The following is a 23,418-nucleotide window of genomic DNA, read 5'->3' on the forward strand; positions in this document are numbered from 1 at the left end:
ACAGGAGGAAGTCAAATGAGCGGAAAATTGGCATATGTGACGGGCGGCATGGGCGGTATCGGTACCGCGATCTGCCAGCGGTTGGCCAAGGACGGCTTCCGGGTGGTGGCGGGGTGCGGCCCCAGCCGCAACTATCAGCAGTGGCTCGACGAGCAGGCGGCCCAGGGCTATACGTTCTACGCATCGGTGGGCAACGTGTCCGACTGGGAGTCCACCGTCAAGGCTTTCGAGCGCGTCACGGCCGACCTGGGCCAGGTCGACGTGCTGGTCAACAACGCCGGCATCACGCGTGACGGCCTGTTCCGCAAGATGTCGGTGGACGACTGGCGCGCGGTGATCGACACCAACCTGAACAGCCTGTTCAACGTGACCAAGCAGGTGCTCGACGGGATGGTGGAGCGCCAATGGGGGCGCATCGTCAACATCAGCTCGGTCAACGGCCAGAAAGGGCAGTTCGGCCAGACCAACTACTCGACCGCCAAGGCGGGCATCCATGGTTTCACCATGGCCCTGGCCCAGGAGGTCGCCAGCAAGGGCATTACCGTCAACACCATTTCGCCGGGCTACATCGGGACCGACATGGTGCGGGCCATCCGTCCCGACGTGCTGGAGAAAATCGTCGCGACGATTCCGGTGCGCCGGCTGGGTACGCCCGAGGAAATCGCGTCCATGACGTCCTGGCTGGCGTCGGACGAATCGGGTTTTGCCACGGGCGCGGATTTCTCGCTCAATGGCGGCCTGCACATGGGTTGAGGCCGCATTCGGAGGGGGCCGGGGTCCGGGGGGAAGCGGACGCCCGGTATTACACGTAAAATGATTGAAAGTTAAAGAGATCTCCCGATCTCGGGGACAGACATGACGCAAGCACAAACTGGCGCCGCCCTGCGCCTGATCAAGAAGTATCCCAACCGCCGGCTGTACGACACGCAAACCAGCACCTACATCACGCTAGCCGATGTCAAGCAGCTGGTTCTGGCCAACGAGAACTTCCAGGTTGTCGATGCCAAGAGCGGAGAGGATCTCACGCGCAGTATCCTGCTGCAGATCATTCTCGAAGAGGAAAGCGGCGGCATGCCCATGTTCTCGTCCAACATGCTGGCGCAGATCATCCGCTTCTACGGCCACGCCATGCAGGGCATCATGGGTTCGTACCTGGAAAAGAACATCCAGGCGTTCATGGAAATCCAGCAGCGCATGGCCGAGCAGTCCAAGGGGCTGTACGGCAGCCAGTTCGGGCCCGAGGCCTGGACGCAGTTCATGAACGTGCAGACGCCGATGCTGCAGAAGATGATGAACAACTACATCGACCAGAGCAAGAACCTGTTCGTCCAGATGCAGGACCAGATGCAGGATCAGACCCGGGCGATGTTCTCGAATTTCCCGTTCACGCCGCCGGGTGGCGACGGCCCGCAAGGCGGGCGCGGCAAGTAGCGCCGCGAAGCTGGCTGAAGGAAAAGGGGCGCCCACGGGCGCCCCTTTTCCGTATGAGTCCTGAAATTGGGGTCGGCTTAAGGGATCTGTAAGCCGAACCGAACTACATTAATGAAAACGGTTCTTGTTTGTGTTTCTTCGGGCCGTTTTTTCAGTTAAGAGGACTCGTACATGATGAAGAAAGCCTTGCTACTTGCGCTTGCCCTGAGCCTGCCTGGCGCCGCGTTCGCGGCCGAGTATCCGATCGGCAAGCCGGCCGAGAAGGGCGGCATGGAAATCGGCGCGGTCTATCTGCAGCCCATCGAGATGGATCCCCCCGGCATGATGCGCGCTGCCAAGGACTCCGACGTCCACCTGGAAGCCGACATCCACGCCACCGCGGGCAACGCCACGGGCTTTCCGGAAGGCGAGTGGGTGCCTTACCTGGTGGTCAAGTACGAAGTCCAGAAGGTCGGCAGCGACAAGGTCCAGAAGGGCACCTTCATGCCCATGGTGGCCAACGACGGCCCGCACTATGGCGACAACGTCAAGCTGGACGGTCCCGGCAAGTACAAGCTGAAGTACACCATCATGCCGCCGACCTCCGACAAGATGAACCACTTCGGCCGCCATATCGACAAGGAAACCGGCGTGGGCCCGTGGTTCGAGCCGTTCGACCTCGAGTATGAATTCGTCTTTGCCGGCACCGGCAAGAAGGGCGGGTACTGATCGTGCGTGCTCCGGCGGCGGCCTTGCTGGCCATGGCATTGGGGCTGGGCGCGCCGCTGGCGGCGCGCGCCGCCGACCTGCCTACGTTCACCCTGACGTTCCAGCCCGACGGCACGTTCGAGCCGGCCCGCCTCGAGGTGCCGGCGGGGCGCTTCAAGATCGAACTGATCAACGCCAGCAACGAACCGGTGGAATTCGAAAGCATCCCGCTGCGCAAGGAGAAGGTGCTGGGCCCGGGCGTGAAGTCGTTCGTCGTCATCACCATCTCGCGCCCGGGCGAGTATCCCTTTTTCGATGACTTCCACCAGGACGTGAAGGGCACGCTGGTCGTCAAGCCCAAGGACTGAGCCATCGGGTCGGATATGGAACAAGTACTTTTCATCGTATGGCGCGAAAGCGTCGAGGCCCTGCTGGTGGTGGGCATTCTCTACGCCTGGCTGCGGGCCACGCCCGCCGGGCGGCGCGGCATGCCCTACCTGTGGGGCGGCGTGGCGGCGGGCCTGGCGTTGGCGCTCCTGCTGGCGCTGGTGCTGCTGGGCGTCTCCTCGTGGCTGAGCGACGAAGGCCAGGAGTGGTTCCAGGCCGGCATGTCGCTGGTGGCCTGCGCGCTGGTGGTCCAGATGGTGATCTGGATGAAGCGCCATGGCCGCACGCTCAAGCGCGAGCTCGAGGGCGGGGCGCGCGCCTCCATCGAGCGCGACAACTGGTGGGGCCTGCTGGTGCTGGTCATGATCGCCGTGGCGCGCGAAGGCAGCGAGACGGTGGTGTTCCTGTACGGCACCGTGGCCGCGGCGGCCGGGCAGGCCGGGGATGCGGCGTTGCTGGTCCTGGCCGGCGCGGCGGGTTTCCTGATCGCACTGCTGACGTTCTGGCTGCTGCAATTGGGTGGCAAGCTGATCACCTGGCGGCGCTTCTTCCGCGTTACCGAAATCCTGCTGCTCCTGCTGGCCGGCGCCTTGCTGGTGGGTGGCCTGGACCATCTGATCTCGCTGGACGTGCTGCCCACGCTCATCGATCCGGTCTGGGACAGCTCATGGCTGCTCGACGACAGCAGCGGGGTGGGCAAGGTCCTGGCCGATTTCGCCGGCTATCGCGCCTATCCGGCCTTGATCTCGGTATTGCTGTGGCTGGCCTATTGGCTGGTGGTATGGCTGCTGCTGCGCCGCGCCGATGGCGCAGCGGCGGTTTCGGCGCGTTCGGCCGCCTGAGGATACCCAGGCACCGCGCCACGACATGAAGGTTTGACATGGCATCTGTACTCGGGCGGGCAACCGCCCGCTTTGCCGACGTGCTTCGCGACCATGCCCCTTTGCTGCGCAAGCTGCAATGGGGCATCGTCGCTGCGTATGCGTTCCTGTTGATCGTGCCGGTGTTCCTGCCCTTGCCGGACAACGCCGCGTCGGTCTTCGACAACCTGACCGTGCTGGCGCAATTCGCGTTCTGGGGCGTGTGGTGGCCGTTCGTCCTGGTTTCCATGCCGCTGTTGGGGCGCGCCTGGTGCGGCTGGTTCTGTCCCGAGGGCATGCTCACCGAGTGGGCCAGCGAGCGCGGCCAGGGCCGGGCCATTCCGCGCTGGATGCGCTGGGGCGGCTGGCCGTTCGTGGCCTTTGCCCTGACGACGATCTACGGCCAGCTGGTCAGTGTCTATCAGTACCCGCTGGCGGCGCTGGCGGTGCTGGGCGGCTCGACCGTGGCGGCGATGATCGTCGGCTGGCGCTACGGCCGCAGCAAGCGCGTCTGGTGCAAGTACCTGTGTCCGGTCAATGGCGTGTTCAACTTGCTGGCCAAGCTGGCGCCCTGGCATTTCAAGGTGGACGAGGAAAAATGGCGCCATCCGGTCATTCGCGTCGAGGCGATCAATTGCGCGCCGCTGGTGCCGCTGCGCCACATGAAGGGCGCGGGCGACTGCCATGTCTGTGGCCGCTGTAGCGGCTATCGCGGGGCGATTGCCCTGGCGCCGCGCTCGCCCGAAACCGAGATCGTGGAGGTCGCCGACGGCGACGGCTGGCAGACCGCGCTGATCTGTTTCGGGCTGATGGGCGTGGCGGTGGGGGCCTTCCTGTGGAGCGCCAGCCCCTGGTACGTGACGATCAAGCAGTGGGTGGCCACCTGGCTGGTCGAGCATGACATCATCTGGCCGCTGCTGGACAATGCGCCGTGGTTCGTGTTGACGCACTACCCGGACGTCAACGACAGTTTCTCCTGGCTGGACGGCGCGGGCATCCTGCTGTTCGTGGCCGGGGCGACCCTGGCCGTGGGCTTGCCGGCATTCGCCGCATTGTGGCTGGCCGACCGCGTTGCGCCGCTGGCTGCGCGCGCGGGCCGGCTGGCCGGCGTGCACAAGCTGGCGCAGGGGTTGATTCCCTGTGCCGGAATCGGCGTGTTTCTCGGCCTGTCCGCCACCACGCTGACCCTGCTGCGGCACGAAGGGGTAGGTACGGGCTGGGCCAATCCGGTGCGCTTTACCTTGTTGGCGCTCGCCGTGCTGTGGTCGCTGCGCCTGGTGTGGCGTCTGCTGGCGCGTCGTCCGGCCGGTTTTGCGCGGCGCGGGCTGGCCTGGCTGGCGACGGTGGCGGGGCTGGCGCCGTTCTGCCTTTCGTGGGTGCTGTTCTTCGCCATCTGGTAGCGCGGCCACGCGCGGCGCGGTATGGTGGCGGTCCCGCCACCTCTGCCGGGCGCTGTCCGCGCCTGGTTCCGCCCGCCATGACGTCCTACGCTTTCCGCCTGCTCAATGTGTTCGCCGAATCCTGTTTCGGCGGCAACCCGCTGTGCGTGTTCGAGGACGCGCGCGGTTTGCGGGACGAGGAGATGCAGGCGCTGGCCCTGCAGTTCAATCTGTCCGAGACCACATTCATCCTGCCTGGCGGCGAAGGCGCCGATGCGCAGGTGCGCGTTTTCACGCCCGACGCCGAGATGCGTTTTGCCGGCCATCCTGCCCTGGGGACGGCGCGGGTGGTCAGCGAGTTGCTGGGGCTGGGGGCGTCGGTGCGCCTGGGTTTCAAGGCCGGCGTCGTGCCGGTGCGCGAGCACGACGGCGCATGGACTTTCACGGCGCCGTCGTCCGGCATGCCCAGGACGGCGCGTGCGGCTTTGGCCGCGGGCGAGATCGCCGGCCTGCTGGGCCTGGACCCTGCGGATCTGCATGACGAGCCGCTATGGGTGGATACCGGTTCCGACCAGCTGCTGGTGCCGCTCAAGACGCCGGAGGCGGTGATGCGCGCCGCGCCGCACGCCGCATGGCCCGCGCGCTGGCCCGCCAACAGCCTGGGCCGCAAGACCGCCTATGTCTTTGCATTCGGGCCGCAGACCGGCGCAGGCGCGCGGCGCATCGTGCAGTCCCGCTACTTTCATGCGCGCGCAGGCGGCGGCGTGGCCGAAGACCCCGGCACCGGCTCGGCATGCGCCAACCTGGGCGGCTGGCTGCTGGCGCGCGGCGCGCCCTTGCCCGCCCATATCCTGGTCGAACAGGGAGACCTGGTGCGCCGGCCGTGTCGGCTGCGGCTGGACGTGGATGACGCCGGCGCCATCCAGGTGGGCGGCGGCGTGATCGAGATCGGACGCGGCGAGATCCGCCTGCCGCGCTAGGCCGCGGCGGACGCGGCAGGTGCCGGTTCCGTCCCGATGCGCGGGTGCCTGTCCCCGCCGGGACAGGCACAAAAAAAAGCCTTCGGGCGAACCCGAAGGCGGTACACGTACGGCGCGCCGGACCACCCGGCGGCCCCGCGTCATGACTTATTTCGCGGCCTTGGCCGGATCGACCTTGATGTTGTTCATGACCTGCTTGACCCCTTCGACGTCACGCGCCACGGTCGCTGCTTGATCCGCCTCGGTGGCGGTGCCGACCGTACCGGTCAGCGTCACCACGCCATTGTTCGTTTCGACCGCGATGTCCAGCGCGCTCAGGGACTTGTCGGCGACGAAGGCAGCCTTGACCTTGGTGGTGACCGTGGCATCGGAGGCGTACTCGCCCACCGATTGCTTGGGCTTGTCTTCGCCCGCGGCGTGGGCCAGCGAACCGATGGCGGCGGTGGCGCCGATGAGAGTGGCAACGAACAGTTTGCGAACTTGCATGGTTATTCTCCTTTATCGATGAAGCCCAGGATCAGGAGCGGGTACTGGCGCAGCCCGTCATTTCCTGAAGACGCCGCCCAGGATGGACAGCAGCGCCAGCACCAGGAACACGAAGAACAGGATCTTGGCGATGCCGGCCGCGCCGGCGGCGATGCCGCCGAAGCCCAGTACGGCTGCAATGATGGCAATGACGAAAAACACGACCGCGTAGTGCAGCATGATGTTTCTCCTTGAGTCACGAAGCAGTCAGTCAGGGATTGCGGTCGAAGAACTCGCGCACCTCCCGTTGGGCCTGTTCCTTGGTCTTGCCGTAACGCTCCTGGATCAGGCCAGCCAGCCGTTCGGCATTGCCTTCGGTGCGAGTGAGCTCGTCGTCGGTCAGCTCGCCCCAGGCCGCCTTGGCCTTGCCCGTCAATTGCTTCCACTTGCCTGCAACAATATCGTTGTTCATGGTTGTCCTCTTCTAGGTCGTTGCGGCGCGGGATCCGTGCCTGCCGAATGCCTTGCCGCGAGTGAGTGTGGACACTGATCAGCGTACGGTTCTACCGTAAGAGGGGGCGGTGGCGGTGTCAAACCGGCGTGTGGGGAAATGTAAATGGTCCGGCGTGGCTGGCGATGCATTTTGCGCAGGGAAAAAAAGGCCGGCTTGCGCCGGCCTTAGTTACATTTGAGCAAAGAATTGAGCCGCTTTGACGGGCTCAGGTAACCGCGCTTGTCATGGCTGCCCGGCGACGCGGCTGGCGATGTGGGCCAGGGCTTCTTCCACCTGGTCCACCAGGATCAGGCAGAGGTCGCCAGGGGCCAGCCGCTGCAGTGCGGCGTCGATGGCGACGAACTCGCCCTGGATTTCGTCGATGTGGCGCGTGCGCGGCGCCTGTTGCAGGCCCTGGCGCAGCAAGGCCACCACTTCGCCGTCGGCGCGGCCGCGCTGGCATTGGTCCTGGTACAGGATCACGTCGTCGAAGGCGCCGCCCAGGATCTCTGTCTGCTGGCGCAAGTCTTCGTCGCGCCGATCGCCCGCGCCGCTGATGACCACGCTGCGGCGGCGCGCCGGCATGGTGTCGATGGCCCGCACCAGCGCCTGGATGGCGTCGGGGTTGTGGCCATAATCGGCGATCAGGGTCGCGCCGCGGAAATCGAAGACGTTGAAGCGTCCCGGGGCCGTTTGCGCGTCGTTGACGAAGATGGCCAGCGCGTGCCGGATGGTGTCCCAGTCGATGCCCAGCGCCCAGGCCGCCGCCAGCGCCGCCATGGTGTTCTCCACCTGGAAGGCGATCGCGCCGCCGCGCGTCAGCGGAATGTCCGCCAGTGCGAAGGCGACTTCGGCGCCGCCTTGCGCGGCGACGAGACTGTCGCCGTCGCGATAGACCACGCGATGGCCCTGGGCGCGATGGGTGGCCATGACGGGATGGTTGCGGTCTTCGGCGAAATACGTGATCGAGCCAGGGCAGGCGCTGGCCATCTCGGCCACCATGGGATCGGCGGCGTTGAGCACGGCCATGCCGTCAGGCTGCACGTATTGCACGATCACGCGCTTGACGACCGCCAGGTCCTCGACGGTGCTGATATAGCCCAGCCCGAGGTGGTCGCCCATGCCGATGTTGGTGACGATGGCGACGTTGCAGCGATCGAAGGCCAGGCCCTCGCGCAGCACGCCGCCGCGCGCGGTCTCCAGCACCGCGGCATCCACGTCGGGATGCAGCAGCAGGCGGCGGGCGCTGCGCGGGCCGCTGCAGTCGCCGGTGTCGATGCGCTGCTTGCCCACATAGACGCCGTCCGAGTTGGTCATGCCGACGCGGTGGCCCGCGCAGCCCAGGATATGCGCCGTCAGGCGCACCGTGGTGGTCTTGCCATTGGTGCCGGCCACCGCCACGACCGGAATGCGGCCGTCGTCGCGCTCGGCGAACATGTGGGAGATGATGGCTTCGCCCACCGCGCGGCCCTTGCCGAACGAGGGGTTCAGGTGCATGCGCAGGCCGGGCGCCGCGTTGACCTCGACCACGCCGCCGTGCTGGTCCTCCAGCGGCAGGTGCACGGTCTCGGCGACGACGTCGACGCCACAGATATCCAGGCCTATCATGCGCGCGGCCGTGACGGCGCGCGCGGCGAGTTCGGGATGGACTTCGTCGGTGACGTCGGTGGCCGCGCCGCCGGTACTGAGATTGGCGTTGTTGCGCAGCACGACCAGGGCGCCCGCCGCTGCGACGGAGTCGGCCTCGTAGCCCTGCTTGCGCAGGGTGGCGATGGCGATGTCGTCGAAGCGGATCTTGGTCAGCGACGTGGCATGGCCATCGCCGCGCAGCGGGTCCGCATTGACCTGGGCCACCAGCTCGGCGATGGTGTGCGTGCCGTCGCCGGTGACCTGCGGCGGATCGCGGCGCGCCGCCGCCACCAGGGTATTGCCCACCACCAGCAGACGGAAGTCATGGCCGGGAATGTAGCGTTCGACGATGACCTCCGAGCTGATTTCGGCAGCGGCCTCGAAGGCGCTTTCGATACGGTCGCGCGTCTCGATATTGACCGCCACGCCGCGGCCCTGGCTGCCGTCGCGGGGCTTGACCACGACGGGGCCGCCGAGCGCCTGCGCGGCCTGCCAGGCCGCCGCGGCGCTGTCGACCGAGCTGCCCATCGGCACCGGGACGCCCGCGGCGTCCAGCAGCATCTTGGTCAGGTCCTTGTCCTGGGCGATCGACTCCGAGATCGCGCTGGTCATGTCGGTTTCGGCGGCCTGGATGCGGCGCTGTTTGCTGCCCCAGCCGAATTGCACCATGCTGCCCTGGGTCAGCCGGTGGTAGGGGATACTGCGCGCCACGGCGGCGTTGACGATGGAGCCGGTGCTCGGGCCCAGGCGGGTGTCCTCGTCGAGGTCGCGCAGGCGTTGCAGGGCCTGGGGCAGGTCGAAAGGCGTGTCGTCCTGGGCCGAGCGGATGAGGGCTTCGGCCAGTTCGAACGCCAGCCGTCCGACGTCTTCCTCGCTGTACTCGACCACGACCTGGAACACGCCGGGTTCGATGGTGGGGGACGTGCGTCCGAAGGTGACCGGGCAGCCCGCATGCGCCTGCAGGCCGAGCGCGGTCGCCTGCAGCACGTGGGCCATCGAGATGGCGTCGCGCTGGCCTTCCGGCTGCAGCACGCCCAATTGCGGGAACCGGGCGCGCAGGCGCGCCTCGAAGTCCGGCATGCCGTTGATCGCGCATTCGGCATCGGAGCAGGCGGCGATGGCCTCGATGGCGGTGTTGCGGCTCCAGAGATTGGGGCCGCGCAGGGCGCGGATTCGGGAAACTTCCATGGCAGGGATTCCTGTCGTCGAAGAAGCGCCGCCGTTCGGGCGGCGCGGCAAGAGGGGCGCAGTCGCGGGTTCAGCCTTGTTCTATCCAGCGCCGCACCAGGTCTATGGTGGGGCCGGAGAATGCCTCATCGGATTGCAGCAGCGCGAAGTCGCCCTCGCGCAGGTCGTCGAGCACGCGGGCGATGGCGCGCGCGTGGTCGGCCTCGTCGGCAATGGCGGTGGCGCGCGCCGATTGCCGCAACCCCTGCCGCAGCAGGCCGCGCGCCTGCCCGGCGGGACGCTTGCTGGCAACCGTGGCGTCGTCGTAGAGCACGACCTGGTCGAACGCCGTGCCCAGCAGGCGGCCCTGTTCGACCAGGGCATCGTCGTTGCGGTCGGCGCCGGCCGAGTACACGGCGGCGCGCCGCCTGGCGGGGAATTGTTCGATGGCGGCCAGCAGCGCGCGCAGCGCCGAGGGGTTGTGCACGTCGTCGACCACCACGCAGGCGCCGTTGCGCTCGAACAGCGTGAACTGCCACGGCGCGTCGGCCTGGTCGATGTCGAAGGTTTCGATGCCGGCGCGTATCAGCTCGACCGGAATGTCCAGCGCCCAGGCGGCCGCGACCGCGGCCAGCACGTTCTCGATCTGGAACGCGACGCGGCCGCCGTGCGTCAGCGGAACCGCGGCGATGTCGGCCAAGGCTTCTTCGTCGCGGCCACGCGCCAGCACGATGCGTCCGGCGCGCAGGTAGACGGCGCGCCTGCCGTCGGCCAGGTGGGCGGCCAGCGTCGGCAGGGCGGGGTCCAGGCCGAAATACAGCACCTCGCCGTCGCACAGCTCGGCCATGCGGACCACGCGCGGGTCGCGGGCATTGAGCACGGCAGCGCCGCCGGGCAGCACGACGTCGATCTGGGTGCGGAACACGTCGACCAGGCGGTCGGTTTCGTTGATATCGAAATCGCCCAGGTGGTCGCCGTCGTCGATGTTGGTGACCACGCCGACCAGGCAGCGGTCATAGGCCAGCCCCTGGCCCAGGATGACGCCGCTGTCGTTCTCGATCACCGCCGCATCGACCGAGCGGTTCATCAGCACGCGCCGCCCCGCGGCCCAATTGGCGCAGTCGCCTTTCTGCACCAGGCGCTTGTTCAGGTACAGGCCTTCGCTGCAGGCCAGGCCGGTCTGCTTGCCGGACAGGTGCAGCAGGCGCGCCACCAGGCGCGCGACCACGGTCTTGCCGTTGGTGCCGGTCACGCCCACGATGGGGATGCGGCCGTCGTCGTCGGCCGGGAACAGGTGGTCGACGATGGCGCGGCCCACCGGGCGCGGCGGGCCGTCGGCCGGCTTCAGGTGCATGAGCAGCCCCGGCCCGGCGTTGACTTCGACGATGGCGCCGCGCGTTTGGTCCAGCGGACGCGAGATGTCGTCGGTGACGAGGTCGACGCCGGCGACGTCCAGGCCGACCACGCGGGCGGCCAGCGCCACCGTGGCCGCCACGCTGGGATGCACGCGGTCGGTGACGTCGAACGCCACGTTGCCGCTGCGCTGGATCAGCACATTGCGGCCCGCGGCGGGCACGCTGGTGGCCGTCATGCCCTGGCGGGCGATCTCCAGGCGCGCGGCCGAGTCCAGCCGCACCGGATTGAGCGGATGGTTTTCGGTGCGGCCGCGCCGCGGGTCGGTATTGATCTGGCTGCCGATCAGGTCTTCGATGGTGGATACGCCGTCGCCGGTGACCCAGGCGGGTTCGCCCGCCGCCGCCGCCACCATGCGGTCTCCCACCACCAGCAGGCGGTGTTCGTTGCCGGTGATGAAGCGCTCGACGATGACGCCGCTGCCTTCATCCACCGCCACGGCATAGGCCGATTCGATTTCGTCGCGCGTCAGCAGGTTGGTGAAGACGCCGCGTCCATGGTTGCCGTCGTAGGGCTTGACGACCACCGGCAGGCCGATGTCCTGCGCGGCCTCCCAGGCGTCGACCGCGCTTTGCACCAGCCGTCCCTCGGGGACCGGCACGCCGCAGGTCGACAGCAGTTCCTTGGTCAGGTCCTTGTCGCGCGATATGCCTTCGGCGATGGCGCTGGTGCGGTCTGTTTCGGCGGTCCAGATGCGGCGTTGCCGCGATCCGTAGCCGAACTGCACCAGGTTGCCCTCGAACAGCCGGATATAGGGAATGTCGCGGTCGTCGGCCGCGTCCACGATGCAGGCGGTGCTGGGCCCCAGGCACAGCGAGTCGACCAGGGCGCGCAGCCGCGCGACGGCCGCCGGCACGTCGAACGGGCGATCCTCGATGGCCGCCATCACGAGGTCGCGTCCCTCCTGCAAGGCGGCGCGCGTGACCTGTTCGTGCCAGGCGCGCACCACCACCTTGTAGACGCCGCGCCGCGAGGTTTCGCGCGCCTTGCCAAACCCGCCCGGCAGGCCGGCCAGGTTCTGCAGTTCGAGCGTGACGTGCTCGAGGATGTGGCCCGGCCAGGTCCCTTCGCGCAGGCGCTGCAGGAAGCCGCCGCGCACGCCGGGGCTGCAGCGGTGCTCGATCAGCGTGGGCAGCCAGCCGGACAGGCGCTCGTAGAAGCCGGGTATCGTGTTGGAGGGGAAATCCTCCAATTCGCCGATGTCCACCCACGCTTCCAGCACCGGACGGTACGTCCAGATGTTGGGGCCGCGCAAAGTCACGACATCGAGAAATTCAATGTCTTTCTTTTTCATGGTTATGGAGGAGTGATTGCGCATTGGCAGGCCGAAGTCACCCCGTGCAAAGTCGAGGGGCGAAGGGCCGGTTGGGAAGTGCCAACACGTGGATGGGCGGAAGAATTCCTAAGTATGGAAATTGTGAAAATCGGCTGCTACTATACGCCGCCTTTTTGCCCATATAAACTCGCGCTGTTGTAAGGAACGGACAGGCTTCAGGTCCGAGGCCGCAAGCCGGAGAATCGCCTTTTTGGGCCGGGCCGTGGCTCGAAACGCGTTCTAATGAAAAAACCACAAAATCTAGCTGGCGCGGGCCGGCGCGAGGTGCCGGCCGAGTGGAGGGATGCGATTCATTCGCATCTTGACGCAGGCGAAACCGTGCTGGCCTGGCTGGAAACCGATCTCGACGCGCGGCTGCGCTTCGAGACGGGAATGGTGTTGGCAACCGACCGGCGCATCCTGGCCTGCGCGCCGGGCCGCCGCGAGTGGTCCAGCTGGCCGTATTCCCCTGATCTGCGCCTGGCCCTGCACGACCACGCCGGCGCCGCCAGCCTGGAGCTCGATGCCGGCGCGCGGCGCCTGGCAAGCTGGCGGTTCACCCTGGGCCGCAATCCGGCGGCCCTGCGCCTGCTGGAACAGTTCGAGAGTCTCCAGGCCCTGCGCCTGGCCGGCGCGGCCCCGACGGCTGGCGAATCCCCCCGGCCATGCCCGACCTGCCAGGCGCCGATCCCCGCCGACCGGGAAGACTGTCCGGAGTGCAGCCAGGAGCCCGCCGCCCCGCCGGCGACCTGGGCGCTGTTGCGGCTGTGGCGGTTCGCGCGGCCCTATCGCGGCGCGCTGCTGGCCGGATTCCTGCTGACGCTGCTGGGTACCGCCGCTACGCTGGTTCCGCCCTACCTGACCATGCCGCTGATGGACGACGTACTGATTCCGTTCCAGAACGGTGCGCCCATCGACTACGCCAAAGTCAGGCTGTACCTGGCCGGCCTGCTGGCCTCGGCGGTGCTGGCCTGGGGGTTGGGCTGGGCGCGTACCTATATCCTGGCCTGGGTCAGCGAACGCATCGGGGCGGATCTGCGCACCACCACCTACGAACATTTGCAGCAGCTTTCGCTGGAGTACTTCGGCGGCAAGCGGACCGGCGACCTGATGGCGCGCATCGGCAGCGAAACCGATCGCATCTGCGTATTCCTGTCGCTGCATCTGCTGGACTTCGCCACCGACGTGCTGATGATCGCCATGACCGCCGCGATCCTGGTGTCGATCAACCCGTGGCTGGCGTTGGCCACCCTGGTGCCGCTGCCGTTCATCATGTGGATGATCCACGTGGTGCGCGACCGGCTGCGCCACGGTTTCGAGAAGGTCGATCGGATCTGGTCGGAGATCACCAATGTGCTGGCAGACACCATACCGGGCATCCGCGTGGTCAAGGCGTTTGCCCAGGAGCGGCGCGAAGTGCAGCGCTTTCGCGAAGCCAACAACCGCAACCTGGAGGTCAACGACCGCGTCAATACCGTGTGGTCGCTGTTCTCGCCGACGGTGACGCTGCTGACGGAGATCGGCTTGCTCATCGTGTGGATCTTTGGCATCTGGCAGGTGTCGCAGAAGCACATCACGGTTGGCGTGCTGGCGGCGTTCCTGGCGTATATCGGCCGCTTTTACACGCGCCTGGATTCGATGAGCCGCATCGTGTCGGTGACGCAGAAGGCGGCCGCCGGCGCCAAGCGCATTTTCGACATTCTCGACCACGTCTCCAGCGTGCCCGAGCCGCACAAGCCGGTGCACCTGCCGCGCGTGAACGGCCACATCGAGCTGCGCGACGTAGGGTTCCGCTACGGCAACCGTTCGGTGATACGCGGGCTGGACCTGTCGATCGCGCCGGGCGAAATGATAGGCCTGGTCGGGCATAGCGGCTCGGGCAAGAGCACCCTGATCAACCTGATCTGCCGCTTCTACGACGTATCGGAAGGCGCGGTGCTGGTCGACGGCGTGGACATCCGCTCGCTGCGCATCGCCGATTACCGGCGCAACATCGGGCTGGTGCTGCAGGAGCCTTTCCTCTTCTTCGGCACCATCGCCGACAACATCTCGTACGGCAAGCCGGACGCCACGCGCGCGGAGATCATCGCCGCCGCGCGCGCCGCGCATGCCCATGAGTTCATCCTGCGTCTGCCGCATGGCTATGACTCGCTGGTGGGCGAACGCGGCCAGGCGCTGTCCGGCGGCGAGCGCCAACGCATCTCCATTGCCCGGGCGCTGCTGATCGACCCGCGCATTCTCATCATGGACGAGGCGACCTCGTCGGTGGACACCACGACCGAGAAGGAAATCCAGAAGGCGCTCGACAACCTCGTGCGCGGGCGCACCACCATCGCCATCGCGCATCGCCTCAGCACGCTGCGGCGGGCCGACCGGCTGGTCGTGCTGGACCGCGGGCAGATCGTCGAGGAGGGCGCGCACGAGGCCTTGATGGCGCGCGAAGGCGCCTACTATCGGCTGTACCAGGCGCAACAGACGCGCCAGGCCGAAGGCGGCGACGACGGCAGCGACGCCATCGCCGCCATCGCATGAGAGCGCAGCCCGCCATGAACCACTGCGCATTCCAGCTGCATCGCAACCAGGCCGGCCGGCTGGTTTTCACCGGCGCCGACGGCCGGGCACATGAAGGCGTGGTGCCGGTGCGCGCGTTTCCGATCAGCGCTCCGGCCAGCGGCCTGTCTTTGGTCAGCGCCGACGGGCATGAGCTGGCCTGGCTGGACGACGTGGCGCAGTTGCCGCCCGCGCAGCGGCAACTGGTCGAAGCAGAGCTGGCCAGCCGCGAATTCATGCCCGAGATCCGGCGCATTGTCTCGGTGTCCACATTCGCCACGCCATCGTCCTGGCAGGTCGAGACCGACCGCGGCAACGCCACCTTCGTATTGCGCGGCGAAGAAGACATCCGCCGGCTGGCCGGCCATACCCTGCTGATCACCGACATGCACGGAATTTTCTTCCTGATCCGCGATGCGCTGGCGCTGGACCGCCATAGCCGCAAGCTGCTGGATCGGTTCCTGTAGCGCAGGGGCCCGGGTGCCCAGGTGCCCAGGGCCCAGGTACCCAGGTGCCTGTCCCAGCGGGGACAGGCACCTGGGAAGTTTGCCGGTGCCAGGCGCCATGCGGGGACAGGCACCTGGGAAGTTTGCCGGTGCCAGTCCCCATGCGGGGACAGGCACCGGAAGGTTGTGTCAGGTTTTTCGAAACGGGCTGTGGGTGGCCAGTTCGTCGCGATATTCGTCGATAGCGTGGGTTTCGTGGCCGAGGAAATCGTCGATGGCCGCGGCAAAGCGCGTGTCGGCGATCCAGTGGGCCGACCAGGTCGGCGTGGGCAGCAGGCCGCGCGCCATCTTGTGTTCGCCCTGCGCGCCGCCTTCGAAGCTGGCCAGGCCGTGCGCGATGCAGTATTCGATGGACTGCAGGTAGCAGGTTTCGAAATGCAGGCCGGGGATGTAGCGCCGGGCGCCCCAGTAGCGGCCGTACAGCACGCCGTCGGCCTGCAGGTTCAGCGCCGCCGCCACCGGCTGCCCGTCCTGTTCGGCCAGGATCAGCACCAGCGCGTCCGGCATCTCGGCATGCAGCCGCCGGAAGAACTCCAGGTTCAGATAGGGCGGGTTGCCGTGCGCCAGGTAGGTGTGGCGATAGCACTGGTAGAAGAAATCCAGCGCCGCGGCATCGATGTCGGCGCCGCGCAGCCAGCGAAACGAAACGCGTTCGGCGGCGACCTTCTTGCGGTCCTGGCGGATTTTCTTGCGCTTGTCGTGGCTGAACGCGGCCAGGAAGTCGTCGAATCCGGCATAGCCCGCGTTGCGCCAGTGGAATTGCACGCCGGCGCGGATCAGGTAGCCGGCCTCGCGCAGGGCGAGCAGGTCGTCATCGCTCGGGAACAGGACATGCAGCGACGATACCTCGAACTGCCGGGCCAGCTGGATCAGGCCACGCGCCAGCAGCAGCCGGTCGGCATGCGTGTGCGCCAGCAGGCGCGCCCCGCCGACCGGCGTGAACGGCACGGCCGACAGCAGCTTGGGGTAGTAGGGCAGGCCGTTGCGCGCGTAGGCGTCGGCCCAGGCATAGTCGAACACATACTCGCCGCGCGAGTGGCTTTTGGCATAGAGCGGCACCGCGCCGGCCAGCAGGCCCGCGCGGCGCAGGGCCAGGAAGCAGGGCGTCCAGCCGGTGCCTGGACTGGCGCATCCGGTATCGTGCAGCGCCCGCAGGAAGGCATGGCGCACGAACGGCTGCGGGCCGGCCAGCGCATCCCATTGGGCCGCATCGAAGTGGTCCAGGCCGGCTTGCACCGAGAGTTCGACAGAGGAGGGCATGGCCAATGATAAAGTCGCCATGTGGCCATGCCGCGGCGCCACAGGCCCGGCATGCCTTTCGCAACGAGAAGACAATGGAAGCAGCAAGCATAGCAGTGCCTGGCGCCGGAGCCAGTCTGCGCGCCCAGGCGCTGGACGCCCTGATGACGCCTGCCTGGGCCGACAAGCTGGCGGCCGTGGCGGCCATCGACGCTGGCGCGCCGGTGGGCGCGCAACAGGACCTCGCCGAGCCGGCCGGCCTGCCGGGGCGGCCGCCCGCCCCGCAGCTGGTGCCGCCGTCCCAGGTGCGGCAGCGCTCGGTGCAATCGCCCGAAGGGCGCGCCGCCTTGCTGCACGCCCTGGCGCATATCGAGTTCAACGCCATCAACCTGGCGCTGGATGCCGTGTGGCGCTACGGCGGCCTGCCGGACGCCTACTATCTCGACTGGCTGAAGGTGGCGCGCGAGGAGGCCTATCACTTCGACCTGCTCAACCGTCATCTGTCCGGGTTGGGCCATGCCTATGGCGACTTTCCGGCCCACAATGGCCTGTGGGAGATGGCCGAGAAAACGCGCGCCGACCTGCTGGCCCGCCTGGCGCTGGTGCCGCGCACGCTGGAGGCGCGCGGCCTGGATGCCTCGCCGCTGATCCGCGACAAGCTGGCCGCGGCCGGCGACGCCGATGGCGCCGCCATTCTGGAGATCATCCTGCGCGACGAGATCGGCCATGTGGCCATCGGTAACCACTGGTACAAGGCGTTGTGCGCGCAGCGCGGCCTCGATCCGGTGGCGCAGTACGCGCAGCTCGCTTCCCGGTACGGGGCGCCGCGCCTGCGTGGCCCGTTCAACCTCGAGGCCCGCCGCGCGGCCGGTTTCGACGAGGACGAACTGCGGGCCTTGTTGCAGGCGTAACGGCGCGGGCATGTCTGCGGGCGGCCGCCCGAATTAGAATGGTGCACATGAAAAAAGCCTACCTACGCCTGTTGTGCGCCACGGCCTTCGCCGCGGCGGCCACCCCCGCGCTGGCCGCGCCCGCCGCCGCCACCCCCGCCGACCTCGATGCGTATCGCGCCTGCCTGAAGCAGTTGCGCGGCGACGCCATCAAGAGCGGCGTACAGGCAGCCACCTACGACGCGCAGACCGCGTCGCTGGCGCCGGACATGGACGTGCTGGGCTTCCTGGACGCGCAGCCCGAATTCAAGACGCCCATCTGGGACTACATGGCGGGCCTGGTCGACGAGGAACGCATCGAGGACGGCCGCCAGGCCCTGGCCCGGCATGCCGACGTACTGGCGCGGGCGCAGGCCGAATATGGCGTCGACCCCGCGACCGTGGTGGCCGTCTGGGGAGTCGAAAGCAATTTCGGCAAGAACCTGGGCGGACGCCCTTTGCTGACGTCGCTTTCGACGCTGTCGTGCTTCGGGCGCCGGCAAAGCTATTTCCGAGGCGAATTCTTCGCCACCCTCAAGATCATCCAGGACGAGCACATGCAGCCCGAGCGCCTGGCCGGTTCGTGGGCCGGCGCCTTCGGCCAGACGCAGTTCATGCCGTCGACCTACCTGCGCCTGGCGGTCGACTTCGATGGCGACGGGCGGCGCGACCTGGTCGACAGCGTGCCCGACGCCCTGGGCTCCACCGCGAACTTCCTGCGCCGCGCCGGCTGGCAAACCGGGCAGCCCTGGGGCTTCGAGGTCAAGCTGCCGGCCGGCATGGACCTGGCCGGCACCGGACGCCGCAACAAGCAGCCGATGAGCGCCTGGCAGGCGCGCGGCATCAAGCGCGTGGACGGCGGCGCGCTGCCGGCGGGCGATGCGCCCGCGGCGCTGCTGGCGCCGGCCGGGGCGCAAGGTCCGGTGTTCCTGGTGTTGCGCAATTTCGATGCGCTGTATTCGTACAACGCGGCCGAGAGCTACGCGCTGGCCATTGCCCATTTGTCGGACCGCCTGCGCGGCGACTTGCCGTTCGCGCGCGCCTGGCCCACCGACGATCCCGGCCTGTCGCGCGCCGAACGCCGCGAATTGCAGGAGCTGCTGCTTGCCCGCGGATTCGATATCGGCAAGCCGGATGGCGTGATCGGCGCGCGTACGCGCCAGGCGCTGCAGACCGTGCAGGGCCAGCTGGGCCTGCCGGCCGACGGGCGCGCCGGCCAGAAGACGCTCAAGGCCCTGCGCACGCCGTAGCGCCGGCCGGGTTCGGCGCGCCGCCAAGGGTGGCGCGGAAATGGTTGCAATTTCCGCGCCGCGCGGGCACGGCCGCGTAGGACGGATGCGCTAGACTGGCTTCCCCTTCTTTCTCTTGGGAGCCTGTCATGGGTCTTCTCGATTCTCTCACGTCGATCGCCGGCGGCGCCCTGGGTGGCGGCGACGAGCGCTCGGCCAACGGCGGCATGGCAGCGTTGCTGCCCATCCTGGTCGCGCAATTGAACAATTACCCCGGCGGCCTGACGGCCTTGATCCAGCGCTTCCAGCAAGGCGGCCTGGGCGAGGTGATCGCCTCGTGGGTGAGCGCCGGGCCCAACCAGCCCGTGACGCCGGCGCAGCTGGACTCGGTGCTGGAGCCGGGCATGGTCGACCAGATGGCGCAGCAGTCCGGCCAGGACCGCGGCGACGTGCTGGCCAACCTGAGCCGCTTGCTGCCGGGCCTGGTGGATACCGCCACGCCGGGCGGCCAGGCCGAGTCGGGCCAATCCTTCGATGCCGGCAGCCTGCTGGCGTCGCTGTCGGGGCTGCTCGACGGCAAGCGCGGCTGACGCGCCGCCTAGCGCAGGATCAGCACCGCCAGCGAGACCCGGCTCAGGATTTCCGTGGTGGTGCTGCCCAGCACCAGCTGGCGGATGCGCGAATGCCCGTAGGCGCCCATGACCAGCATATCGATGCCGTGCTGCCCGGCGTAGGCCGCCAGCGCATCGGCCGGCCGCTCGGCAGCATGGTGCGTGATGGCGTCGAAACCGCCCTGGGCCAGTTGTTCGCGCGCCCATTGCAGCGCCTGGCGCGCTTCGCCGGCGTCCGATCCGGCGGTCAGGACATGGGCCTGCATGCCTTGCAGCAGCGGGCTGCGGCTGACCATTTCCACGGTCTTGCGGGAGGTGGCGCTGCCATCGAAGGCAACCAGGAAGCGGGTCGGCGTGACGAAACTGGGACCGGCCACCAGGACGGGCCGGTGCAGCGCGCGCACCGCCGCTTCCAGGTGCTGGTCGGGCAGCAGGCGTGACGGCTTGGTGGGCCGGTCGTGCTGGCCCATCACGAACAGGCGCGCGTCGTCTTCGAGCTCCAGCAGCACATCGACCAGGTAGCCCTGGCGGGCCAGCCCGGCCAGCCCTTGTATGCCGGCCTCGCGCGCCCGCTCGGTGGCTGCCTGCAAGAGCTGGCGCCCCTGCTCCTGGGCAAGCTGCTGGCGGCGCTCGTCGAGCTCGGCCAGTTCCTTGAGCAGGGTTTCCTGGGCCCCCATCCAGATCCCGCCGCTGAGGTCCGCGATGGGCACCGCATCCTGTTCGCGCTCGACGACGTGCAGGAGCTCCAGTTCGCTGCCGAGCCGGCGCACGGCCCAGATCGCATAGTCGCAAATGCTCTGCACGCGCCTGGGACTGCTGATGCAGGCTATGACGTTCTTCATGACCATCTCCCGGAGTTTGCCGGTTCGTCGTGCGCGCTGCCCGGCTTACCATACTATCCCGCCTTCGCCTCCAAACTGCAACCGTGACGGGGTCGGATAAGGATAAGATGGCGCTTTTGCCTGTTACGTTCCCCGATGATGCGCCAACTCGATCTGCGCCGCCTGATCCTGGGCCTGAGCATGCTGTCATTGTTGCTGGCCCTGGCCGGGACGCTCTATGCCAGCGCGGTGGTGCAGCGCGACATCCTGCTGTCTTCCACGCTGGAGGACAACCGTGTCTATGCGCGCAAGCTGGCGCTGGCGGCCGATGACCTGCTGGCCAACGCCATGCGCGATCTGGCCTATGGCGCCCAGAAGATCGGCGAACGGCCCGACAGCCGCGTCATCGCCCAGGAGGTCGAGCGCCTGCAGGCGCAGACCAATCGCTTCAATGCCGTTACCTATGTGGATGCCAACGGCGTGTTCCGGGCGGTTGCCCCGCATGCCGGCAATATCGTCGGGCGGCCGGTTGTCTCGGCCGAGATGCGCCAGGCGCTGGAACATCGCGGCGCCCTGATTTCCGACCCGTTCATCGCGCCCACCGGGCGCTGGCTGATCGCCATGTCCCAGCCGGTCTTCGGGCCGGACGGCGCCTTTGCCGGCGTGCTGTCCGGGCTGTTCTACCTGCATGAGGGCAACGCGCTGAAATCGCTGCTGGGCGAGCGCGACCACCGCAACGGCAGCTACCAGTACGCCGTCGACCGCCAGGGCGTGCTGCTGTACCACCCGCAGGCCACCCGCATCGGCGAGAGCCAGACAAGCAACCCGCTGCTTGCCGAAGTGCGTGCCGGCCGCGGCGGCGCCCAGCGCTTCGTCAACACCCTGGGCACCGAAATGCTGGCCGGCTATGCCGTGGTGCCCGCCACCGGCTGGGGCGTGGTGGCCCAGCGGCCGGTAAGCAGCGTGGTGGCCGCCACCCAATTGCTGGTGCGCCGCACGGTCTATGCGCTGGCCATATGGGTGGCCCTGGGCGTGTTGTGCGTGTGGTGGCTGGCCGACCGCATTTCGCGGCCATTGTCGCAGCTGGCGCGGGCGGCCGCCGAGCTGGATAACCCGCGCGCCGCCGATGGCGCGCTCAGTGTGCGCGCCTGGTATCGCGAAGCCTTGCAGATCAAGAACGCGCTCATGGCAGTGCGCCGCAAGATTGGCACCAAGTTCGAGCAATTGCGCCAGGACAGCCTGACCGACCCGCTGACCGGCCTGCTCAACCGCCGGGGCCTGGAGGAGTACCTGCGCAATACCCCATGGCAGGACGGCGCGATGACGGTGCTGGCCCTGGATATCGACCGCTTCAAGATCATCAACGACACCCACGGCCATGCCGCCGGCGACGAGGTGATCCAGTCATTGGCCGGGATCCTGCGCTCCAGCGCGCGTACCAAGGATGTCCTGGCGCGCCTGGGCGGCGAAGAATTCGCCGTGTTGCTGCCGGACGTGGACGTGCCGCAGGCGCCCCAGCTGGCCGAGCGCATACGCCGTTCGATCGAGGCCGCGCCCACCGAGGCCGGCGTGTCCTACACCGTGTCGATCGGCGTGGCCTGTTATCCCGCGCATGGCGCCTCGCTGGAGGCTGTCATGCGCTGCGCCGATGAAGCCCTGTACGCCGCCAAGGCGGGCGGGCGCAACCGCACGCATCTGTATCGCGTCGGCATGCCTCTTCCTGCAAGTTTGACGGACGCCGCTGCCGGCTCGGAACCAAGCCAGGACCTGCGTTCCTGACCGAATGCGCCGCTACTTTGCAGCGCGGACAGCAAGGAGCGTGAGCATGCATCGCCGGACTGGCGCCGACATGCCGCTGCCCGGCGTTGCCCTGATCATGGGCGCGCCGGCCTAGCGGCGCCTCAGCCGCGCCAGGCTGATTACGCCGGCCACTCCCGCGCACGCCGCACCCGCGTACAGGCATTGCACGGCGCCTTGCGGGCCGGCACGGCCCAGCAGATAAGCCACCAGGGCGGCGCCCGCCGCCTGGCCCAGCAGGCGCGCCGTGCCCAGCATGCCGCTGGCCGCGCCGCTGCGCGAAGGCGGGGCCGCGCCCATGATCGCGCGGTTGTTGGCCGGCTGGAACAGGCCGAAGCCGGCGCCGCAGATGGCCATGCGCAGCAGGACGTCGGTGATGGCCGGTTCGCGTGGCAGCGCGGCCAGAAGCAGCAGTCCCGCGGCCAGCAGCGCCATGCCGATCGAGCCCAGTACCGCGGCGCCCCAGCGGTCGGCCAATCTGCCCGAACTGCTCGCGATGGCGGCCAGCGCCAGCGGCCAGGGGGCCAGCAGGATGCCGGTATCGACGGCATTGAAACCCAATACCAGCTGGTAGTAGAACGGCAGTCCGACGTAGGCCAGCGTCTGCGCCGCGAACGAGCAGATCGACGTGCACAGCGAAAGACTGAACGCCGCCTTGCGCAGCAGGTCCAGGGGCAGCAGCGGGGCTTCCACGGCGCGCTGGCGCCGCACCAGGAACCACCCCGTGGCGATCGCCATCCCCAGCAGGCCCAGCACCAGCAAGGCGGGCAGGCGATGGGAGAAGGTGACCACGGCAAGCAGCGCCAGGCCGAACGCCGTGGCGCTCAGGATGGCGCTGCGCCAGTCGTAGCTGCCTTCGCGGCGATGGCTTTCGGGCAGGGATCGCGAACCGGTGAGGATGGCGGCGATGCCCGCCGGCACGCCGATGGCGAACAGCCAGGGCCAACTGCCGATGGACAGCACCACGCTGGCCAGAACCGGGCCGGCCGTCGAAGCGATGGCCGCCACCGTGGCGTTCATGCCGATCGCGCGTCCCAGGCGCTCGCGCGGCACGATATAGCGGATCAACGCCAGATTGACGCTGAGAATGCCGGCGGTGCCCAGGCCCTGCATCACTCGCGCCAGCACCAGCGCGGTCAGGCTGCCGGCCAGCGCGCTCATGAGCGAGGCGCCGGTGAACACGTACAGGCCGACGAGGTAGACGCGCCGGTACCCCAACGACTCGCCCAGCACCGCCAGGGGCAGCAGCGCCATGAACAGGGCGATCTGGTAGGCGTTGACGATCCAGATCGAGGTCGCGGCGGGCGCCGCCAGGTCCTGGGCGATGAGCGGCAGGGCGGTATTGGCGATGACACCGTCCATGACCGCTATCGTGACGCCCAGCGTCACGGTAACGAGGGCCCGCTGCTGGCGCGGGCCGCTCAGGCCGTTTTCTTCCACAGACTGCTGGGCCAAGTTCTTCAAGCTAGGGTGTCCGGCTGTTTTGCTGGAATCATAAAGTAATTCCGATTCCGTTTCGCCCAGCCGGCG

General features: G+C 68.0%; 21 protein-coding genes. 13 read left to right on the top strand and 8 right to left on the bottom strand.

Translation table 11 applies throughout. From position 1 onward, the window contains the following. Positions 1-15: 15 nt before the first annotated feature. From phbB to EL288_RS06875, 7 genes are all read left to right on the top strand, one after another. Entirely contained in the window at positions 16-753 is a 738-nt protein-coding gene (gene phbB, locus EL288_RS06845; RefSeq protein ID WP_003813586.1) for an acetoacetyl-CoA reductase, read from the top strand. A 102-nt stretch (positions 754-855) separates the two neighbouring features. Next, positions 856-1,431 (top strand): polyhydroxyalkanoate synthesis repressor PhaR, encoded by a 576-nt coding sequence (phaR, locus tag EL288_RS06850; protein ID WP_003813585.1) that lies wholly within the window; start codon positions 856-858, stop codon positions 1,429-1,431. A 171-nt stretch (positions 1,432-1,602) separates the two neighbouring features. Next, on the top strand, positions 1,603-2,139 hold the full coding sequence (locus EL288_RS06855) for an iron transporter (protein ID WP_003813582.1): 537 nt from the start codon (positions 1,603-1,605) through the stop codon (positions 2,137-2,139). A gap of 2 nt (positions 2,140-2,141) precedes the next feature. Continuing rightward, a complete protein-coding gene (locus EL288_RS06860; RefSeq protein ID WP_003813580.1) occupies positions 2,142-2,486 on the top strand; it encodes a cupredoxin domain-containing protein in 345 nt (114 codons plus the stop codon). 15 nt (positions 2,487-2,501) lie between these two features. After that, on the top strand, positions 2,502-3,347 hold the full coding sequence (locus EL288_RS06865; protein WP_003813578.1) for an FTR1 family iron permease: 846 nt from the start codon (positions 2,502-2,504) through the stop codon (positions 3,345-3,347). Between the two features lie 38 nt (positions 3,348-3,385). After that, positions 3,386-4,765, top strand: coding sequence for a 4Fe-4S binding protein (locus EL288_RS06870; RefSeq protein ID WP_003813576.1), 1,380 nt, complete (start codon positions 3,386-3,388; stop codon positions 4,763-4,765). Positions 4,766-4,842: 77 nt separating this feature from the next. After that, positions 4,843-5,724, top strand: coding sequence for a PhzF family phenazine biosynthesis protein (locus EL288_RS06875; protein WP_003813574.1), 882 nt, complete (start codon positions 4,843-4,845; stop codon positions 5,722-5,724). 147 nt (positions 5,725-5,871) lie between these two features. On the opposite strand, the gene EL288_RS06880 is transcribed toward EL288_RS06875, so the two are convergent. The 5 genes from EL288_RS06880 to cphA (EL288_RS06900) all read right to left on the bottom strand — a co-directional run bounded on the left by EL288_RS06880 (position 5,872) and on the right by cphA (EL288_RS06900) (position 12,185). Further along, positions 5,872-6,210, bottom strand: coding sequence for a BON domain-containing protein (locus tag EL288_RS06880; RefSeq protein WP_003813572.1), 339 nt, complete (start codon positions 6,208-6,210; stop codon positions 5,872-5,874). Between the two features lie 57 nt (positions 6,211-6,267). Further along, entirely contained in the window at positions 6,268-6,429 is a 162-nt protein-coding gene (locus tag EL288_RS06885; RefSeq protein WP_003813570.1) for a DUF1328 domain-containing protein, read from the bottom strand. Positions 6,430-6,460: 31 nt separating this feature from the next. Beyond that, complete coding sequence (locus EL288_RS06890) at positions 6,461-6,661, bottom strand: CsbD family protein (protein ID WP_003813568.1); 201 nt, start codon at positions 6,659-6,661, stop codon at positions 6,461-6,463. 264 nt (positions 6,662-6,925) lie between these two features. After that, the gene (gene cphA, locus EL288_RS06895) at positions 6,926-9,499 is read right to left on the bottom strand and encodes a cyanophycin synthetase (RefSeq protein WP_033458810.1); all 2,574 of its coding nucleotides are present in this window, start codon (positions 9,497-9,499) and stop codon (positions 6,926-6,928) included. A gap of 70 nt (positions 9,500-9,569) precedes the next feature. After that, entirely contained in the window at positions 9,570-12,185 is a 2,616-nt protein-coding gene (gene cphA / locus EL288_RS06900) for a cyanophycin synthetase (RefSeq protein ID WP_033447960.1), read from the bottom strand. Positions 12,186-12,449: 264 nt separating this feature from the next. Between cphA (EL288_RS06900) and EL288_RS06905 the strand changes: the two genes are divergently transcribed. Next, entirely contained in the window at positions 12,450-14,738 is a 2,289-nt protein-coding gene (locus EL288_RS06905; RefSeq protein WP_003813559.1) for a cyanophycin metabolism-associated ABC transporter, read from the top strand. Continuing rightward, positions 14,735-15,223: a cyanophycin metabolism-associated DUF1854 family protein gene (locus EL288_RS06910; RefSeq protein WP_010928936.1), complete on the top strand. Its 489-nt coding sequence runs from the start codon at positions 14,735-14,737 to the stop codon at positions 15,221-15,223. The genes EL288_RS06905 and EL288_RS06910 overlap by 4 nt, the downstream gene beginning before the upstream one ends. A gap of 168 nt (positions 15,224-15,391) precedes the next feature. On the opposite strand, the gene EL288_RS06915 is transcribed toward EL288_RS06910, so the two are convergent. Beyond that, complete coding sequence (locus EL288_RS06915; protein WP_003813554.1) at positions 15,392-16,543, bottom strand: GNAT family N-acetyltransferase; 1,152 nt, start codon at positions 16,541-16,543, stop codon at positions 15,392-15,394. Between the two features lie 53 nt (positions 16,544-16,596). On the opposite strand from EL288_RS06915, the gene EL288_RS06920 reads away from it, so the two are divergent. The 3 genes from EL288_RS06920 (at position 16,597) to EL288_RS06930 (ending at position 19,249) form a co-directional block, all read left to right on the top strand. After that, a complete protein-coding gene (locus tag EL288_RS06920) occupies positions 16,597-17,412 on the top strand; it encodes a ferritin-like domain-containing protein (protein ID WP_003813551.1) in 816 nt (271 codons plus the stop codon). Between the two features lie 38 nt (positions 17,413-17,450). After that, positions 17,451-18,680 carry a lytic murein transglycosylase gene (locus EL288_RS06925; RefSeq protein WP_003813550.1) on the top strand — a complete coding sequence of 410 codons (1,230 nt, stop codon included), beginning with the start codon at positions 17,451-17,453 and terminating at the stop codon, positions 18,678-18,680. Positions 18,681-18,808: 128 nt separating this feature from the next. Beyond that, entirely contained in the window at positions 18,809-19,249 is a 441-nt protein-coding gene (locus EL288_RS06930; protein WP_003813548.1) for a YidB family protein, read from the top strand. 8 nt (positions 19,250-19,257) lie between these two features. On the opposite strand, the gene EL288_RS06935 is transcribed toward EL288_RS06930, so the two are convergent. Continuing rightward, positions 19,258-20,112, bottom strand: coding sequence for a universal stress protein (locus EL288_RS06935; RefSeq protein WP_003813546.1), 855 nt, complete (start codon positions 20,110-20,112; stop codon positions 19,258-19,260). A gap of 135 nt (positions 20,113-20,247) precedes the next feature. Here EL288_RS06935 and EL288_RS06940 point away from each other — a divergent pair, with 135 nt between their 5' ends. Next, a complete protein-coding gene (locus EL288_RS06940; RefSeq protein ID WP_003813543.1) occupies positions 20,248-21,870 on the top strand; it encodes a sensor domain-containing diguanylate cyclase in 1,623 nt (540 codons plus the stop codon). 111 nt (positions 21,871-21,981) lie between these two features. Here the strand turns inward: EL288_RS06940 and EL288_RS06945 are convergent, their stop codons facing one another. Next, positions 21,982-23,352, bottom strand: a complete 1,371-nt coding sequence (locus EL288_RS06945) for an MFS transporter (protein WP_003813541.1) — start codon at positions 23,350-23,352, stop codon at positions 21,982-21,984. Positions 23,353-23,418: the final 66 nt, after the last annotated feature.

Origin of the sequence: Bordetella bronchiseptica, from assembly GCF_900636925.1 — a bacterium.
In the GTDB taxonomy this organism is placed as follows: Bacteria; Pseudomonadota; Gammaproteobacteria; order Burkholderiales; family Burkholderiaceae_B; genus Bordetella; species Bordetella pertussis.